A 17566-nucleotide genomic window follows, 5' to 3' on the forward strand; every position below is an offset into this window, starting at 1 on the left:
CTGGCGACATGAGTCGCCCATGAGAAAAATGATCGAACCAAGCCTCACGCATCGGGACGCGTCCCCAACCCCATGGCCTGGCGGGCGAACCAGCGCTTGGCCGGAGGCAGCAGGTCGAGCCCCAGCAGGCCAAGGTTGCGGCCCAGGGACACCAGCGGCAGGTTGCTGCTGAACAGCCGCGTAACCTGGTCGGAAAACCCGACGGTCAGCGTCTGATCCATCCGCTGACGCTCGCGATAGGCTTGCAGCACGGCGAAATCCCCCGGCGCGCTGTCGCTGTCGAGCAAGGCGTCGGCCAGGGCCTGGGCATCGCGCAGGGACAGATTGAACCCCTGGCCGGCAATCGGATGCAGACTGTGGGCCGCGTTGCCCAGGATCGCCAGATGCGGGCGGACCTGCTCTTCGGCTTCCACCAGCGCCAACGGATAAAGATGCCGAGCGCCAACTTGTTTCAGGGTGCCCAGGCGATAACCGAACACGCCCTGCAATTCGCTGAGAAAGCTGCGCTCATCCAGGGTCGCCAGACGTTGCGCATCCATGCCCTGACGGGTCCAGACCAGCGCGCAACGGTTCTCCGGCAGCGGCAACAAGGCCATCGGGCCGTCGTCGGTGAAGCGCTCGAAGGCCATGCCGTTGTGGGCTTCGCCGGGTGTGATGTTGGCAATCAGCGCGCTCTGCCCATAAGGTCGATTGCGCACGCCAATACCCAGCTGTTCGCGCAGGCTGGAACGACCACCGTCAGCCAGCACGGCAAGGTCGCATTCCAAGGTGGTTTCGTCATCGAGCGTCAGGCGATAGCCGCCGACCATGGGCTCCATCCGGGTAACTTGTGCCGGACAGTGCCAACTGACCACCTCGGTGTCCAACCCTTGCCACAGGCACTGGCCGAGCCAGGCGTTTTCCACCACATACCCCAGGGCCGGCACCCCTTCTTCCATGGCCGACAACCGCGCCGTGGAAAATCGCCCGCGATCAGACACGTGGATCTGCTTGATCGGCTCGGCGCGACGAGAAACTTCCTGCCAGATACCCAGGCGTTGATAAATCTGCCGGGACCCGAACGACAAGGCCGAGGAACGGGCATCGTAGCTCGGCTGCCAGGCATCGCCGGGGGCGAAGGGTTCGATCAGCATGATCTTCCAACCCCGGGCCTTGGCGCCGGCTTGCAGGGCCAGGGCCAGGCTCGCGCCTACCAGGCCACCGCCGACGATCGCCAGATTGACCCGGCTCATGCCGCATCAGCCCGGGCGGCGGCCATCAGGGCCTCGATTTCGGCGACCGTCTTGGGTACGCCGTGACTCAGGATTTCACAACCGGTTTTGGTCACTACCACGTCATCCTCGATGCGCACGCCAATGCCGCGCCATTTTTTCGCTACGTTGCGGTTGTTCGGGGCGATGTAGATGCCCGGCTCCACGGTCAACGTCATACCGACTTCCAGTACCCGCCATTCGCCGCCGACCCGGTACTCGCCGACGTCGTGCACGTCCATGCCCAGCCAGTGGCCGGCGCGGTGCATGTAGAAGGCCCTGTGGGCTTCGCTGGCGATCAACTCGTCCACCTCGCCCTCCAGCAGGCCCAGGCGCACCAGCCCTTCGGTAATGACTCGCACTGTTGCTTCGTGGGCCTGGTTCCAGTGTTTGTCCGGCGCAATTTCGGCGAACGCCGCTTCCTGGGCGGCCAGCACCACTTCGTAGATCGCCTTCTGCTCGGGCGAAAACTTGCCGCTGACTGGCCAGGTACGGGTGATATCACTGGCGTAGCAGTCGATTTCACAACCGGCGTCGATCAATACCAGGTCGCCGTCCTTGAGCAGTGCGTCGTTCTGCTGGTAATGCAAGATGCAGCTGTTGCGACCCGCCGCGACGATCGACCCGTAGGCCGGCATTTTCGCCCCGCCCTTGCGGAACTCATAATCCAGCTCGGCCTCCAGGCTGTATTCGTACAACCCCGTGCGCGCGGCCTGCATGGCCCGGATGTGCGCCTGGGCGGAAATCCGCGCCGCTTCGCGCATCACCTTCACCTCTGCCGCCGATTTATACAGGCGCATGTCGTGCAGCAGATGATCCAGGGCAACGAATTCGTTCGGCGGCTGGGCACCGAGATGGGCCTTGGAGCGAATCACGTTGATCCACTCCATCAGGTGCCGGTCGAATTCCGGGTTGCTGCCCATGGCCGAATACACCCGGTCACGGCCCTCGATCAGGCCCGGCAGGATGTCGTCGATGTCGGTGATGGGAAATGCATCGTCGGCGCCATAGTCACGCATCGCCCCTTCCTGGCCGGCTCGCAGGCCATCCCACAACTCCCGCTCGGCGTTGCGTTCGCGGCAGAACAGGATGTATTCGCCATGGGCCCGGCCGGGCATCAGCACGATCACCGCTTGCGGCTCGGGGAAGCCGCTGAGGTATTGAAAGTCGCTGTCCTGGCGGTAAACGTGCTCGACGTCGCGGTTGCGGATGGCAACGGCGGCGGCGGGCAGGATTGCGATGCTGTTGGGTTCCATCTGCGCCATCAGGGCCTTGCGGCGACGGCTGTATTCCGATTTCGGGATATGAATCATGGGCAGACGGTGTTCCCTTTCAAGCAATCAGTGCAAGGACGGCTTGGCGGCCGGTTCAGCGGTTTTCTTGGTTTCGGTGAACAGCAGCAATGGCGCGACCCGCAGGTACTCCATCACTTCCATGTAGTCGCTTTCACCGTCATCGGATTCTTCCAGGGCGTCCTGGACCTGAGAGATCGCCGCCAGGTCTTGCAGTACTTCCTTGGCCTCGTCACTCAACGCATATTCGCGGCGGGTCAGGCCGAAGCCGGCGAGGAAGCCCTGGCACCACTGGCCCAGCGCTGCGGCGCGTTCGGCCAGCGGAGCGTCATCGGTAGGCAGCAGCAGGACGACGGTCATGTCATCGCTGGTCAACTCACCCTTGACCATTTCCTGCAGGCCGATGAGCGCATTGCGCACGTTGTCCGCCGGCTCGCCTTCCAGCAACTCGGCGGCGTCAGCCAGCCAGCCGTCGGCATCGAAGCCGGCGCCGGCGCAACTGCGCCCAAGCAACAGGCCATGCAGTTCAGCAGGCGAGACAGGATGACCGCTGGTGCTCAGCAGGGTGGCAAACGCTTGATACGGGGAATTCTGAATGGGCATGGGCAGCTAGGCGCCAGACGGCGCTATGTCTAGAATGGAGGCCTTGTATCCTACATCGACAGACTCGCCAAGACTATCAGAGGCTGTGCGACCCTATCCCCATCAGACACAATCTTCAGTGGACACAATGGAAGACACCGACCTGCAAGCGCTGATGGCCAGACTCGAATTGCTAATTGAGCGGGTCGAGCAACTTAAGAGCCAAAACGGACTCCTATTAGCTCAGGAAAAGACCTGGCGCGAGGAACGCGCGCACCTCATTGAAAAAAACGAAATCGCCCGGCGTAAGGTCGAATCGATGATTTCGCGCCTCAAGGCCCTGGAGCAAGACTCATGAGTTCAAGCAATAGCGTAACCGTGCAGATCCTCGATAAAGAATATTCGATCATCTGTCCCCAGGAAGAGCGCAGCAACCTGGTAAGCGCCGCCCGTTACCTGGACGGCAAGATGCGCGAGATCCGCAGCAGCGGCAAAGTCATCGGCGCCGACCGCATTGCTGTAATGGCTGCCTTGAACATCACCCACGAGCTGTTGCACCGCCAGGATACGCCGGACGTGCAAGTCAGCGGCTCGACCCGTGAACAGGTGCGCGACCTGCTCGATCGGGTGGATCTGGTACTGGCCACCGACCCGGACGTCAGCAAGGGCTGATTCGCGAGGCTGCCTGGGGTATACTTGCGTCACTCCCTGGGGTGCTTGCCAGTTGGTGATGTCCCTGAGCCGATACGCACAACCACGGGAGTTGCACGTTGGGGCCGGTGTGCATGTCCGCTTGACGGAAAGCCTTAACGCCCCCTGCAACTTCCACCTTGAACTTTCGGGTTCAAGGGCTAAGCCGACAGCGGTTCATCCGGGGAGCCTGATTCTCACAATGCCAGTCATCAAGACTGGCATTGTTGTGTCTGGCGCAGGCATTTCTGAGCGCGCTGTTTTGCGGTTACGCTGTGCTGTCGCCACCGATTGCGTGAATTATCGATATGACCGAACCCGCGCTGCTGCCGCGCCCGCAACTCCGCCGCCTGCTACGCCAGACCCGTCGCGCCCTGACACCTGCCCAGCAGCGTGAAGCCGCTCGCGGGCTCTACAGGCAACTGGCCCAGCACCCGCTGTTTCGCCGGGCAAGACACATCGCCCTGTACCTGCCCAACGATGGCGAGATCGACCCGCGCCTGTTGCTGCGCGCCGCTCAGCGCCGGGGCAAGGCCACTTATCTGCCGGTACTGAGCCCATGGCCGCAGACCAAGATGGTGTTCCAGCGCATCCGCCCCGGCGAAAAGCTGCGGCCCAATCGTTTTCGTATTCTGGAGCCGCGGATGAACATCGCCCGGCAACGCAAGGTCTGGACGCTGGACCTGGTGCTATTGCCGCTGGTGGGGTTTGACGATGCGGGAGGTCGGCTGGGCATGGGCGGTGGCTTTTATGACCGCAGCCTGGCGTATCTGGCGCGACGCAAGCAATGGCGCAAGCCGACACTGCTGGGACTGGCCCATGAATGTCAGAAAGTCGAACGGTTGGCGCAGGCGAGCTGGGACGTGCCGCTGCAGGGAACGGTCAGCGACCGGCATTGGTATATCGCGGGGTAGACGCCGCAGGGAAACAGCGGCGTCCGCAAGACCGGCTCAGCGTTTGAGCGAAGGCGCGGGCTGGGTGATTTCCATCGGTGTATCGGTCTTGCTGGCCCACAGACTCTGGGCGTATCCCGTGGTAACGACCCCCAGGCCGAACAGAATGACCAAGATCCACAACAAATCCGGTTTGCGTTTCATCGATTGCCCCCCTCAAGGCATATCACACACGATGACAGCAGCGGTTTTCTTATTGGCCGTGCAGCAGCGTAAAGCTTGGAAGGCCGGCATTTTGCGGCAACCTGCTGCAACACGCAAACTCTGGCGTCAACCGACTGTCGGTTTGTCATAAGATCGCTGAACTTTTTTTATCATTACCGCCCAGGAGTAGAAATCATGGCCTATTGGCTGATGAAATCCGAGCCCGACGAATTGTCCATCCAGGGTCTGGAAAAGCTCGGCCAGGCGCGATGGGACGGGGTGCGCAACTACCAGGCGCGCAACTTCCTGCGGGCCATGGCGGTGGGCGATGCGTTCTTTTTCTACCACTCCAGTTGCCCCGAGCCAGGCATTGCCGGGATCGGCCGAATCGTCCGCGCGGCCTACCCTGACCCAACGGCGCTGGAACCCGACAGCCATTACTTCGACCCCAAGGCCGGGCCGGATAAAAACCCCTGGACCGCGATCGACGTGGCCCACGTCGAAACATTCCCCCGCGTGCTGAAGCTCGACTACCTCAAGCAACAGACCGCCCTGGCTGAAATGCCGCTGGTGCAGAAAGGCTCACGGCTGTCGGTGATGCCCGTCACGGCCGAACAATGGGCAGCGGTGATTGCGCTGCGCTGATCGCCGATGAGTTGATGGACATCAAGCGGGGTCGGTCGCTGATCCTGCAGACTTCGATGCTACAGCCGCAGGATGCCGGACATGTCGACGAACCATCGTACCTCTCGCTTTTTTGCCTTCGCCTTGATGGCTCTGTTGCTGGCCGCCGGTGGATTTGGCTATTGGAAGTCACGCCAGGATCGCCTGCCGGAAGGCTTGAGCATGGGCAATGGCCGCCTTGAGGCCACCGAAGTCCAGATCGCCAGCAAGACACCCGGGCGCCTGGCCGACGTTCAGGTCGACGAAGGCGACAACGTCATCAAGGGCCAAGTGCTGGCGCGCATGGACACCCGCACCCTGGAGGCCCAGCGCAACCAGGCCGAAGCCGAAGTCACCCGGGCCCGGCAGAACCTCGCCGCCACCGAAGCCAACGTGCAACTGCGCCAGAGCGAACAATTGCTCGCCCATCAAGAACTCAAGCGGACCCAGGAACTGTTCAAGCGCGGTTACGCCAGCGGCCAGATCCTCGACCAGCAACAAGCCCGCGTCGACACCGCCAACGCGGCGGTCAACGCCGCCCGGGCCCAGGTATCGGCGGCGAATGCGGCCATCGGCGCGACCCTGGCCCAGGTGGCCCAGCTCACCAGCGAAATAGATGACAGCACCTTGCGGGCCCCCCTCGACGGCGTGATCCAGTTGCGCCTGGCCGAGCCAGGTGAAGTGCTCGGCGCCGGCGGTCGAGTATTGCTGATGATCGATCCGAACGACCAGTACATGAACCTCTACCTGCCGGCGTCGGTGGCCGGGCAACTGGCGGTGGGCGATGAAGCGCGACTGTTGCTCGACGCCCTGCCCGAGCGGCCGCTACCGGCCAAAGTCAGCTTCGTCGCGGCCAAATCCCAGTTCACCCCCAAGGAAGTCGAAACCCGTGATGAACGCCAGAAACTGGTGTTCCGCGTCAAAGTGCACCTGACCCGTCCCGGCGAAGTGCCCCAGGCAAAACCGGGTATGCCCGGGGCCGGTTACGTGCGCACGGCGCCCATTGACTGGCCGGCCAACTTGCAATGAGCGCCACCGCCGGCGAGGCATTGCACGCCTCGGGTCTCGAACATCGCTACGGCCAGCATGTGGCGCTGAGCGATATCGCCTTCAGCCTGCCCGCCGGCACTCGCTGCGGCCTGATCGGCCCCGACGGTGCCGGCAAATCGAGCCTGCTGGGGCTGATTGCCGGGGTGAAGAAGCTCCAGCATGGCCAACTGGATGTGCTCGGCGCCTCGATTGACGATCGACGCCATCGCAAGACTCTCTACCGACGCATTGCCTTCATGCCCCAAGGGTTGGGGGGCAACCTTTACCCGGACCTGTCGATAGGCGAGAACATTCGGTTCTTCGGCACATTGTTCGGGCTATCGCGAGCAGAATGCGAACAACGCATGGGGACCTTGCTGCTGGCCACCGATCTGCAGCGTTTTGCCGACCGTCCGGCAGGCAAACTGTCCGGCGGCATGAAACAAAAGCTCGGCCTGTGTTGTGCGCTGATCCATGAACCGGACCTGCTGATTCTCGACGAACCCACCACGGGCGTGGACCCGCTGTCCCGGCGACGCTTCTGGGAACTGATAGAAAGCGTGCGTCGGCAAAGACCGCAACTGACCCTGCTGGTCGCCACGGCATACATGGAAGAGGCCGAGCAATTCGAGCACTGCCTGATGCTCGACAACGGTCGCTTGATCGCCAAGGGCTTGAGTGCGGAGCTGGCCAAGGTCACCCCGGACGGCAAGCTCGATTCGGCCTTCACCCACTTCCAGGGCGGCAGCGGCCATGACGCCGAACCGCTGGTGATCCCCCCCAGGACCGCCAACACTACCGACATTGCCATCCAAGCCCACGATCTCACCTTGCGCTTCGGCGATTTCACCGCCGTCGATAACGTCAGCTTCGCGATTGGTCGCGGTGAAATCTTTGGCTTCCTGGGTTCCAACGGTTGCGGCAAGACCACCACCATGAAGGTGCTGACCGGACTGATCCCCGCCAGCGAAGGCAGTGCCCGGCTGCTGGGTAACCCGGTCAACGCCAAGGACCTCGCCACCCGCAAGCGGGTGGGTTTCATGTCCCAGAGCTTTTCGCTCTACGGCGAACTGAGCGTGCGCCAAAACCTGGAGCTGCACGCCAAGCTGTTCGATCTGCCCACTACAGACAGCCGCCAGCGCATCGATGAGCTTATCCAGCGCTTCAATCTCCAGGAACTGGCGGACCAAACGTCCGGGGCGCTACCACTGGGCCTGCGGCAGCGCCTGTCCCTGGCGGTGGCGGTTTTGCATCGCCCGGAAGTACTGATCCTCGACGAGCCGACCTCAGGCGTCGATCCGGCCGCGCGGGATGATTTCTGGCGACTGTTGATCGAGTTGTCTCGCGAGCAAGGTGTGACGATTTTTCTTTCCACGCACTTCATGAACGAGGCCCAGCGCTGCGATCGCATTTCGCTGATGCACGCCGGCAAGGTCCTGGCCTGCGACACGCCAGCGGCCTTGCAAGCGCAGTTCAGCGGTCAGACGCTGGAAGCCGCGTTCGTCACCTGCCTGGAAAACGCCCAGGGCGAAACGCAGCAAGACGCCGCCCCAGTGACCCTTGAGAACGCCGGCGCGCCCCGGGACCGGCGCGGCCTGAGCCTCGGTCGCCTGTGGGCCGTCGCCAGCCGGGAGGGCAAGGAGTTGCTGCGCGACAAAGTGCGGATGGCATTCGCCCTGCTGGGGGCATTGTTCATGATGGTGGTCTTCGGCTTCGGTATTTCCCTCGACGTGGAGAAACTGGCCTTCGCCGTGTATGACCAGGATCAGAGCCCGCAAAGCCGTGCCTACCTGGAGGCGTTCCGCAGCTCGCGCTACTTCGAAGAACGACCGATAATCCGCGATGCAAAGGAGCTACACCGACGCTTGCAGCGCTCGGAGATCAAGCTGGCCCTGGAAATCCCCCCCGGCTTCGGTCGAGACCTCTACGCCGGCAACCAACCGACAGTGGGCGCCTGGTTGGATGGCGGCATACCGTTTCGGGCCGAGACCAGTCGCAACTACGTCCAGGCGGTGCACCAGGGCAACCTTGAGCAACTGGCTGAATCCAGCAGTCGCGCGCCCACCCGGCAACCCAGCGCGAAGCTGGAGACACGCTTTCGTTATAACCAGGACGTGGTCAGCGTCAACGCCATCGGCCCAGGGGTCATGGCGCTGATCCTCGCATTCATTCCGGCCATGTTGACGGCGCTGGGCATCGTGCGGGAAAAGGAACTGGGCTCGATCACCAACTTCTACGCTACGCCGCTGACCCGCCTGGAGTTCCTGCTGGGTAAACAAGTGCCCTACCTGGCGGTAAGCCTGATCAACCTGGCCCTGCTGACCGCGATGAACCGCTGGCTGTTTGGCGTGCCATTCAAGGGCAGCGCCCTGACGCTGGCGTTGGGCGGCCTGCTCTATGTGCTGGCGACCACCAGCATGGGGCTGTTGATCTCGGCATTCACCCGCACCCAGATCGCCGCGATCCTCGGCACCATGATCATCACCAGCCTCCCGACCATCCAGTTCTCAGGGCTGATCGTGCCGCGCTCATCCCTGGACGGTGCAGCCTCGGTGATGGGCCAGCTGTTTCCCGCCGGGCACTTCCTCGACATCGCCGTCGGCACCTTCACCAAGGCCCTTGATCTGCGCCAGCTATGGCCACAATGCCTGGCGTTGTTCGGGTTTTTCCTGGGCTTCACCGGGCTCAGCCTGATCATGCTGAAGAAGCAGGAGGCCTGATGCACACGCTTTCACATATCTGGCGTCTTGGGCTCAAGGAACTGACCAGCCTGCGCTACGACTCCGTTCTGTTGCTGTTCCTGGGCTACGCCTTCACCGTGGCGATCTACATGCCGGCCGCCGGTTCGGTGATCGGCGTGCACAACGCCAGTGTCGCAATAGTGGACGAAGACCAGAGCCATCTCTCGCGCCAATTGGCCCTGGTCCTGCAACCGCCGGAGTTCCAGAGCCCGGTGGCACTGCCCTACGCCGAACTGGACAAGGTCATGGACAATGGCCGCTACACCTTCGTCATTAACGTGCCCGCCAATTTCCAGGCCGACCTGCTCGCAGGACGCGAACCGACGCTGCAACTCAACGTCGATGCCACGGCCATGAGCCAGGCGTTCATGGGAGCCGGCTACATCGGACGGATTTTCCAACAGGAACTGACGACCTATGCCGGCCAGGCACAAGCGAGCGAACAAACGCCCGTGAGATTGACCACTCGTTCGCTGTTCAATACCAATCTGGAAGGTGGCTGGTTCCTCGCAGTGATCCAGATCGTCAACAACATCACGATCCTGGCCATCATCCTGACGGGCACGGCGCTGTTGCGCGAGCGCGAGCACGGCACCCTCGATCACTTGCTGGTGCTGCCGCTCACGGCCTTGGAAATCATGCTGGCGAAAATCTGGAGCAACATGCTGGTGGTGGTGCTATGTACCTGGGCGTCGCTGGAAATCATCGTCAAGTTCGCACTGGGCGTTCCGCTCGCCGGCTCCATGCTGCTCTTCCTGCTGGTGACTGCGCTCTACCTGTTCGCCAGCACCGCCCTGGGTATTTTTCTCGCCACCCTTGCCCGTTCGACGCCCCAGTTCGGCTTACTGTCGATCCCGGTCATCATTCCGATGCTGCTGTTGTCGGGCGGCAGCACGCCGCTGGACAGCATGCCGCAATGGTTGCAATGGGTGATGCAAGGTTCGCCTTCGACCCATTTCGTCAGCCTCAGCGCGGCGATCCTGTTCCGTGATGCAGGCGTGAGCGTGGTATGGCCAGACCTGCTGGCACTGGCGGCGATCGGGCTGTTGTTCTTCGCAATCGCCCTGGGCCGGTTTCGCAAAAGCCTGGCGTCTTGACGAAAAAAAGCAGCCTTGGGTAGCGCCTGGGGATCCGGGCACTGCCAAAGGCTGCGATCTAGCGGGTTTATTGAATGATCAGGTTATTGAACAACAGGTCATCCACCATCGGCTTGCCGGTTTCGTCGTTCATGATCTGCTGGGTCTGCTTCAAGGCTTCCTGACGCAGTTTTTCCTTGGCTTCGATATTGTTCATGGCCTCGGTGGTCTGTTGGGCGAACAGCGCAACCAGCTGATTACGGATCAGCGGCTCATTGGCCTTCACCGCTGCAGCGGCGGCATCCCCCGTGACACGCAGGGCCACATCGGCCTTGTACACCCTCAGCTTTGCCGAGCCGTCCAAGCCATAGTTGCCCACGAACGGCGGGCTGAGGGTGATGTAACTGACCTTCGGCGCCTCGCCTTCTTTGGCTTCCTCGGCCGTTGCCGTCACAGGCAACGACAGGGCCAGCATCAACATGATCCACGCTTTCACATTCGACTCCTCATACGGTTTGCGGCCCAGCATACCGACCCGCCGTTCAAGCACAAGCTTATGGCCGGCTATCAGGGCAGGGCATGCTCGTTGACCCATTGACTCTCACACCTACACTTATCGGCCATCACTCCCAAAGGAATAGCCCTGATGAAAGCCGTGCTGTGCAAAGAATTCGGTCCTGCCGAATCGCTGGTGCTGGAAGACGTCGCCAGCCCCGTCGCGAAGAAGAACGAAGTGCTGCTGGATGTGCATGCCGCCGGCGTGAACTTCCCTGACACGCTGATCATCGAGGGCAAATACCAATTCAAACCACCCTTCCCGTTTTCCCCCGGCGGCGAAGCAGCGGGCGTCATCAGCGCCGTGGGCGAAAAGGTCAGCCACCTGAAGGTCGGTGACCGGGTCATGGCGTTGACCGGCTGGGGCAGCTTTGCCGAACAGGTGGCCGTGCCAGGCTACAACGTGTTGCCCATCCCCTCGTCCATGGACTTCAACACCGCCGCCGCCTTCAGCATGACCTACGGCACGTCGATGCATGCCCTCAAGCAACGGGCCAACCTGCAACCCGGCGAAACCCTGCTGGTGCTCGGCGCATCGGGCGGCGTCGGCCTGGCGGCCGTGGAGATCGGCAAGGCCATGGGCGCCCGGGTGATTGCCGCCGCCAGCAGTGCAGAGAAGCTGGCCGTGGCCAAGGCTGCCGGTGCCGACGAACTGATCAACTACAGCGAAACCAGCCTCAAGGATGAAATCAAACGCCTCACCGACGGCCAAGGCGCCGATGTGATTTACGACCCGGTGGGCGGCGATCTGTTTGACCAGGCCATTCGCGCCATCGCCTGGAACGGCCGGCTATTGGTGGTCGGCTTTGCCAGCGGACGCATCCCCGAGCTTCCGGTAAACCTGGCCCTGCTCAAGGGCGCCGCCGTGGTCGGCGTGTTCTGGGGCTCCTTCGCCCAACGCCAACCCCAGGACAACGCCGCCAACTTCCAGCAATTGTTTAGCTGGTTCACCGAAGGCAAGCTCAAGCCACTGGTCTCGCAGGTGTATCCATTGAGCAACGCCGCCCAGGCGATCAATGACCTGGGCCAGCGCAAGGCTGTGGGGAAGGTGGTGGTGCAGGTGCGTTGAAGTCGATCAAGCGGTCCGCGTGCCAAAAGCGGCGGACCACGTGACGATTGAATCTGGCAATCAAGGCAAAACGCCCGGCGCCCGGCATCTACTTGCCGAAAAACACATCGGACACGTAGCGGCGCGTGTAATGGAACGAGCGCAACTTCTGCACCCATGGTTGGCGCCATGCACGTTGATGTCCGAGCACTCCCAGGCCTCGGCCAATTTGTCTGCATCGATCGGCTCGCCCTCCGGATGGAATTCCAACGATTCCACGGCTTGCGTCTGCGCTGCCGGGGAGGCTGGCTCGGGATTGTTCTCGGGCACCCATAAAACCTGAGCGGCCCAACTCGCACTGCCCAAGCACAGCAGCATCACAGCACACCCCCTCATACCGTTCCTCACCTGAATGCCAGCTCCGGCAGAAACGTGAAGGGTAAAGAGCGAGGCTCATTAGTTGAATGGCGAGACTTCTGTGTTGGTTGAAGGACGTTTCCTACTTTCTTGTCCCGCAACGATGGAGTGCAGGAGTAAAGAGACCTTACAAGGCAATTCCTACAACGCCATCGGCGTATGTCTGAGCGACATGTTCATTTAAGAACATTCATTCAGGGAAATTTCCATTGTTTAAGTGATGAGAAGCGATGCTATTTTCGGTAACGAAACTGTAACATTCGCATCCGCAGTCATAACAAGAATCTGGAGCCCTTGAATGTTTGCTTTCTTTCGTCCTGCCGTACATCAGGCGCCCCTGCCTGAAGAAAAAATAGACAGCACCTACCGACGCCTTCGCTGGCAGATTTTCGCCGGCATCTTCATCGGCTACGCCGGTTATTACCTGCTGCGCAAAAACTTCTCCCTGGCCATGCCATACCTGATCGACGAGGGCTACACCCGGGGTCAGTTGGGCCTGGCCATGTCGGCCATTGCCATCGCCTACGGGCTTTCGAAGTTCCTGATGGGCCTGGTGTCCGACCGTTCCAACCCGCGCTATTTCCTGCCATTCGGTTTGCTGGTCTCGGCGGGGGTGATGTTCATTTTCGGTTTCGCGCCTTGGGCAACATCCAGCGTAACCATGATGTTCATCCTGTTGTTCATCAATGGCTGGGCCCAGGGCATGGGTTGGCCACCCAGTGGCCGGACCATGGTGCACTGGTGGTCGCAGAAAGAACGCGGCGGTGTGGTGTCCGTCTGGAACGTGGCGCATAACGTCGGCGGTGGCTTGATTGGGCCGTTGTTCCTGCTGGGGATGGGCTGGTTCAATGACTGGCATGCGGCGTTTTATGTACCGGCGGCCGTGGCGCTACTGGTGGCGCTGTTTGCCTTCGCGACCATGCGCGACACCCCGCAATCGGTAGGCCTGCCGCCGATCGAAAAATACAAGAACGATTACCCGGAAGGCTACGACGCCAGTCACGAGAACGAGTTCAGCGCCAAGGAAATCTTCGTCAAGTACGTGCTGCGCAACAAAATGCTCTGGTACATCGCCATGGCAAACGTCTTTGTTTACCTGCTGCGCTACGGCGTGCTGGACTGGGCGCCCACCTACCTCAAGGAAGCCAAAGGCTTCACGGTGGATAAAACCTCCTGGGCGTACTTTTTGTATGAGTGGGCAGGCATCCCCGGCACGTTACTGTGCGGCTGGATGTCGGACAAAATCTTCCGCGGCAACCGGGGCCTGACGGGCATGGTGTTCATGGCGCTGGTGACCGTGGCGACACTGGTGTACTGGCTGAACCCGGCCGGCAACCCGACCGTGGACATGATCGCCCTGGTTTCGATTGGCTTTCTGATCTACGGCCCGGTGATGCTGATCGGTTTGCAGGCTCTGGAACTGGCGCCGAAAAAGGCCGCTGGTACCGCCGCAGGTTTCACCGGGCTGTTTGGCTACCTGGGCGGCTCGGTCGCGGCCAGTGCTGCCATGGGCTACACGGTGGACCATTTCGGCTGGAACGGTGGTTTTGTATTGCTGGTGGGTGCTTGCCTGCTGGCGATGGCGTTCCTCGCGCCAACCTTGTGGCACAAGCAAATCGCCAGTCAGAGCCGCGAAGCGGTGGCCTGATCCAGGGCTGATTTACAGCGTTTGAGCCGCGCCTCCAGATTCCGGTCTGGCATGGCGTGGCTGCGCAGGGCGTGGATGGTCTGCTCGACATAATCGCGAGTGGTGCCATAGCGCCCACAGGCGCTTTCGAACACCTGGCTCAGCACATGATCCGGCAAGTTGCCGGCATAGCTGGGCAGGTGCCGCTCCAGCACAAACCCCAAGGCCTGCACCCGACTGCCATCTTCGAGACGGCAACTGAGCCAGTGCGGACGATAGGACGGGAACGGCATCTCGCGCTGCCACAGGGCGAACAGCGAATCCTCAAGATTGTCCTGCGGCAATCGATAGGCAAAACCGCTGCACGAACCGCCGCGATCCAGTCCAAACACCAGCCCCGGCAATTCGGGGGTGCCACGGTGTTCGTGAGACCACAAATACAAACCGCGATGATAACCATGGACGCGGCCGCGCACCCGTTCCACCGCCGTGCATTCCGGCCGCCAGATCAACGAACCATAAGCGAACAACCACACAGGCCCGCCCTGGTGCAGACTCATGGTCGATTGCATCGACGTGCGCAGCTGCTCATGGGTCAGCTGCGGCCCCAGGTCGAGGCGTGGCGGGTATGGGGCGCTGGTAAAGGCGGATTCGATAGCGGTCATGGCCGGTAGCAGTTGGCTCCTCGCGGGTCGGAAGTTGGTAGCGCCGTCATGACACTGACGCTGATCAGAATCAAGGCAAGTTGGATGCCATGAATGCCTGAAACTCAGGCATATACCTTAACGACATCTAGTGTGCGTACTAAATATCGAATCGATATATCGCCAGGTATATGACCCTGTGGGAGCAAGGCTCGCCCGCGATGAAAGCGATGCTGTCTTTCAGAGACCGAGGTGCCTGTTTCGCGAGCAAGCTTTGCTCCCACAAAGCTGAAATCCTCTCGCTACAAAAAACAGACCTCAATCAAGCTTCAAGAGCCGCTCAAGAGCCGCTCAAGAGCTCGGCTCAAGAGCGCGGCGCATAGGCAAACACGTCGGCGCGCATTTGGTGGGCGTCCATTCCGGCTTCTACCAAAGCATCGAGCGTGGCATAGATCATGGCCGGCGAACCGCTGGCGTAGACATGCACATCCTTGAGATTGCTGATGTCCTCGCACACAGCTTCGTGAAGCATCCCGCAACGACCTGTCCAGCCGCACAGGTCGCTGACGACTTTGTGCAGATACAGGTTCGGCAGTTTTTTCCACTCATCCCAATGCTCGATTTCATAGAAATCTTCCGGACGCCGCACACCCCAATACAGATGCACCGGGTGCTTGAAACCCGCTGCGCGGCAATGTTCGATCAGGCTGTGCATCTGCGCCATGCCGGTACCGGCGGCAATCAACACCAGTGGGCCCTCCGGCAACTCGGACAAATGGGTGTCGCCAAAGGGCATTTCGATGCGCACATTGGGGTTACGCTGAAGTTGCTCCAACAATGTCTGCGCACTGTTTTCGCGCACTAATACGTGCAATTGCAGCTCGCGCCCCGAATGCGGCGCCGAGGCCAGGGAAAACGCCGATTTCTCGCCATTTTCCCGCTCGATCATCAGGTACTGCCCCGCGTGATAGCGCGGCGGCTTGCCCGCCGGCGCGCGCAAGCGTACTCGCCAGACATCACCGCCCACATCGGCGCATTCAGTGACCTGGCACGCCAGGCTGCGCACCGGCAACTCGCCCGGTGACAGCACGCCATCCCAGAGCACCACGCAGTCCTCCAGGGGCTCGGCAATGCAGGTGAAAATCTCACCGTGATCGCGCACTTCACCCGCCTGCTCCACGCGGCCTTCCACTAACAGCGCACCACAGACATGGCAGTTGCCATTGCGGCAGCTTTGCGGGCACTCGTAGCCCAGGCGTCGCGCGCCATCGAGAATCCGCTCGGCGGGCCGGATATCCAACACCGCCCCGGAAGGCTGCAAGGTTACACGCATCAATCTATTCCTAACTGATTCCAGATGGCATCGATCCGTTGGGTAACGGCTTCATCCTTGACGATCACCCGGCCCCACTCACGGGTGGTTTCACCGGGCCATTTGTGCGTGGCATCGAGTCCCATCTTCGACCCCAGGCCGGACACCGGCGAGGCAAAGTCGAGGTAATCGATCGGCGTATTCTCGATCATCACCGTGTCACGCTTGGGGTCCATGCGCGTGGTGATGGCCCAGATCACGTCGTTCCAGTCTCGTGCGTTGATATCGTCGTCAGTGACAATAACGAACTTGGTGTACATGAACTGTCGCAAAAACGACCAGACCCCCAGCATGACCCGCTTGGCATGCCCCGGGTACGACTTCTTCATGGTCACCACGGCCATGCGGTAAGAGCAGCCTTCCGGCGGCAGGTAGAAGTCGGTGATCTCGGGAAATTGCTTCTGCAGGATCGGCACGAACACTTCGTTCAGAGCCACCCCGAGAATGGCCGGCTCATCAGGCGGACGGCCAGTGTAGGTACTGTGGTAAATCGGCTTGATCCGATGCGTAATGCGCTCGACGGTGAACACCGGAAAGCTGTCGACTTCATTGTAGTAGCCGGTGTGGTCGCCGTACGGACCTTCATCGGCCATTTCGCCGGGATGGATCACGCCTTCAAGAATAATCTCGGCAGTGGCCGGCACTTGCAGGTCGTTGCCGCGGCATTTCACCAGTTCGGTGCGGTTGCCACGCAACAGCCCGGCGAAAGCATATTCGGAGAGGCTGTCAGGCACTGGCGTGACAGCGCCGAGAATGGTCGCCGGGTCCGCGCCGAGGGCCACGGACACCGGAAACGGTTGCCCAGGATGTTTTTCACACCATTCCCGGTAATCCAGTGCACCGCCACGGTGGCTCAGCCAGCGCATGATGACCTTGTTCCGGCCAATGACCTGCTGACGGTAGATACCGAGGTTCTGACGGTCCTTGTTCGGACCTTTGGTGACGGTCAGGCCCCAGGTAATCAGCGGCCCCACGTCGCCCGGCCAGCAGGTCTGCACCGGCAACATTGCCAGGTCGACATCGTCGCCTTCGATCACCACTTCCTGGCAGATGGCGTCCTTGACGACTTTCGGCGCCATGGAAATGATCTTGCGGAAGATCGGCAGCTTGGACCACGCATCCTTCAGGCCTTTGGGCGGCTCAGGCTCCTTGAGAAACGCCAGCAGCTTGCCGATCTCGCGCAATTCGCTGACGGCTTCGGCGCCCATGCCCAAGGCCACGCGCTCCGGCGTGCCGAACAGGTTGCCCAGCACCGGGATGTCATAACCGGTCGGGTTTTCAAACAACAGCGCCGGGCCTTTGGCTCGCAGCGTACGGTCGCAGACCTCGGTCATTTCCAGTACGGGGGACACCGGCACCTGGATGCGCTTGAGTTCGCCGCGCTGTTCCAGACCGCTGATAAAGTCGCGCAAGTCGCGATACTGCATGCAAAAGCCTCATGGTAGCCGTGGCGTTCGGGGGCCCGAGTTTAACGCCGCCCGTT

17 protein-coding genes and 1 other RNA gene are annotated in these 17566 nt (G+C 61.3%); 10 read left to right on the forward strand and 8 right to left on the reverse strand.

Going from position 1 to position 17566, the window contains the following annotated elements:
* Positions 1-44: 44 nt before the first annotated feature.
* The 3 genes from ubiH to BW979_RS01865 are packed head-to-tail and all read right to left on the reverse strand — an operon-like array spanning position 45 to position 3145.
* Positions 45-1232, reverse strand: coding sequence for a 2-octaprenyl-6-methoxyphenyl hydroxylase (ubiH, locus tag BW979_RS01855; RefSeq protein ID WP_076383057.1), 1188 nt, complete (start codon positions 1230-1232; stop codon positions 45-47).
* The gene (gene pepP / locus BW979_RS01860) at positions 1229-2563 is read right to left on the reverse strand and encodes a Xaa-Pro aminopeptidase (protein ID WP_047226082.1); all 1335 of its coding nucleotides are present in this window, start codon (positions 2561-2563) and stop codon (positions 1229-1231) included. The genes ubiH and pepP overlap by 4 nt, the downstream gene beginning before the upstream one ends.
* A 27-nt stretch (positions 2564-2590) precedes the next feature.
* Complete coding sequence (locus BW979_RS01865; protein WP_047226083.1) at positions 2591-3145, reverse strand: YecA/YgfB family protein; 555 nt, start codon at positions 3143-3145, stop codon at positions 2591-2593.
* Positions 3146-3272: 127 nt separating this feature from the next.
* Between BW979_RS01865 and BW979_RS01870 the strand changes: the two genes are divergently transcribed.
* The 4 genes from BW979_RS01870 to BW979_RS01885 all read left to right on the forward strand — a co-directional run bounded on the left by BW979_RS01870 (position 3273) and on the right by BW979_RS01885 (position 4728).
* Positions 3273-3482 (forward strand): TIGR02449 family protein, encoded by a 210-nt coding sequence (locus tag BW979_RS01870; RefSeq protein WP_030138125.1) that lies wholly within the window; start codon positions 3273-3275, stop codon positions 3480-3482.
* Positions 3479-3796 carry a cell division protein ZapA gene (locus BW979_RS01875; protein WP_047226084.1) on the forward strand — a complete coding sequence of 106 codons (318 nt, stop codon included), beginning with the start codon at positions 3479-3481 and terminating at the stop codon, positions 3794-3796. The genes BW979_RS01870 and BW979_RS01875 overlap by 4 nt, the downstream gene beginning before the upstream one ends.
* Before the next feature lie 30 nt (positions 3797-3826).
* Positions 3827-4006, forward strand: a non-coding RNA gene (ssrS, locus tag BW979_RS01880) — 6S RNA.
* A gap of 116 nt (positions 4007-4122) precedes the next feature.
* Positions 4123-4728 (forward strand): 5-formyltetrahydrofolate cyclo-ligase, encoded by a 606-nt coding sequence (locus BW979_RS01885; protein ID WP_076383058.1) that lies wholly within the window; start codon positions 4123-4125, stop codon positions 4726-4728.
* Between the two features lie 36 nt (positions 4729-4764).
* Here the strand turns inward: BW979_RS01885 and BW979_RS27555 are convergent, their stop codons facing one another.
* A complete protein-coding gene (locus BW979_RS27555; RefSeq protein WP_092395219.1) occupies positions 4765-4911 on the reverse strand; it encodes a hypothetical protein in 147 nt (48 codons plus the stop codon).
* A gap of 195 nt (positions 4912-5106) precedes the next feature.
* On the opposite strand from BW979_RS27555, the gene BW979_RS01890 reads away from it, so the two are divergent.
* The 4 genes from BW979_RS01890 (at position 5107) to BW979_RS01905 (ending at position 10441) form a co-directional block, all read left to right on the forward strand.
* Positions 5107-5556, forward strand: coding sequence for an EVE domain-containing protein (locus tag BW979_RS01890; protein WP_047226086.1), 450 nt, complete (start codon positions 5107-5109; stop codon positions 5554-5556).
* 81 nt (positions 5557-5637) lie between these two features.
* Complete coding sequence (locus BW979_RS01895; RefSeq protein ID WP_076383059.1) at positions 5638-6603, forward strand: HlyD family secretion protein; 966 nt, start codon at positions 5638-5640, stop codon at positions 6601-6603.
* The gene (gene rbbA / locus BW979_RS01900; RefSeq protein ID WP_076383060.1) at positions 6600-9323 is read left to right on the forward strand and encodes a ribosome-associated ATPase/putative transporter RbbA; all 2724 of its coding nucleotides are present in this window, start codon (positions 6600-6602) and stop codon (positions 9321-9323) included. Before BW979_RS01895 ends, rbbA begins: the two co-directional genes overlap by 4 nt.
* A complete protein-coding gene (locus tag BW979_RS01905; RefSeq protein ID WP_047226089.1) occupies positions 9323-10441 on the forward strand; it encodes an ABC transporter permease in 1119 nt (372 codons plus the stop codon). The genes rbbA and BW979_RS01905 overlap by 1 nt, the downstream gene beginning before the upstream one ends.
* 67 nt (positions 10442-10508) lie before the next feature.
* Here BW979_RS01905 and BW979_RS01910 read toward each other — a convergent pair whose 3' ends face one another.
* The gene (locus BW979_RS01910; RefSeq protein ID WP_076386501.1) at positions 10509-10916 is read right to left on the reverse strand and encodes a flagellar basal body-associated protein FliL; all 408 of its coding nucleotides are present in this window, start codon (positions 10914-10916) and stop codon (positions 10509-10511) included.
* Between the two features lie 150 nt (positions 10917-11066).
* Between BW979_RS01910 and BW979_RS01915 the strand changes: the two genes are divergently transcribed.
* Positions 11067-12044: an NADPH:quinone oxidoreductase family protein gene (locus tag BW979_RS01915; RefSeq protein WP_076383061.1), complete on the forward strand. Its 978-nt coding sequence runs from the start codon at positions 11067-11069 to the stop codon at positions 12042-12044.
* Between the two features lie 694 nt (positions 12045-12738).
* Positions 12739-14088, forward strand: coding sequence for a glycerol-3-phosphate transporter (gene glpT, locus BW979_RS01920; RefSeq protein ID WP_047226091.1), 1350 nt, complete (start codon positions 12739-12741; stop codon positions 14086-14088).
* Here the strand turns inward: glpT and BW979_RS01925 are convergent.
* From BW979_RS01925 to ubiD, 3 genes are all read right to left on the reverse strand, one after another.
* Complete coding sequence (locus tag BW979_RS01925) at positions 14064-14732, reverse strand: gamma-glutamylcyclotransferase (protein ID WP_076383062.1); 669 nt, start codon at positions 14730-14732, stop codon at positions 14064-14066. The two genes, glpT and BW979_RS01925, sit on opposite strands and share 25 nt — an antisense overlap.
* Before the next feature lie 343 nt (positions 14733-15075).
* Positions 15076-16044 carry a CDP-6-deoxy-delta-3,4-glucoseen reductase gene (locus BW979_RS01930; RefSeq protein WP_076383063.1) on the reverse strand — a complete coding sequence of 323 codons (969 nt, stop codon included), beginning with the start codon at positions 16042-16044 and terminating at the stop codon, positions 15076-15078.
* Positions 16044-17510, reverse strand: a complete 1467-nt coding sequence (gene ubiD / locus BW979_RS01935) for a 4-hydroxy-3-polyprenylbenzoate decarboxylase (protein WP_039590257.1) — start codon at positions 17508-17510, stop codon at positions 16044-16046. Before ubiD ends, BW979_RS01930 begins: the two co-directional genes overlap by 1 nt.
* Between the last annotated feature and the right edge of the window lie 56 nt (positions 17511-17566).

Origin of the sequence: Pseudomonas sp. A214, from assembly GCF_900156295.1 — a bacterium.
Taxonomy (GTDB): domain Bacteria; phylum Pseudomonadota; class Gammaproteobacteria; order Pseudomonadales; family Pseudomonadaceae; genus Aquipseudomonas; species Aquipseudomonas rhizophila.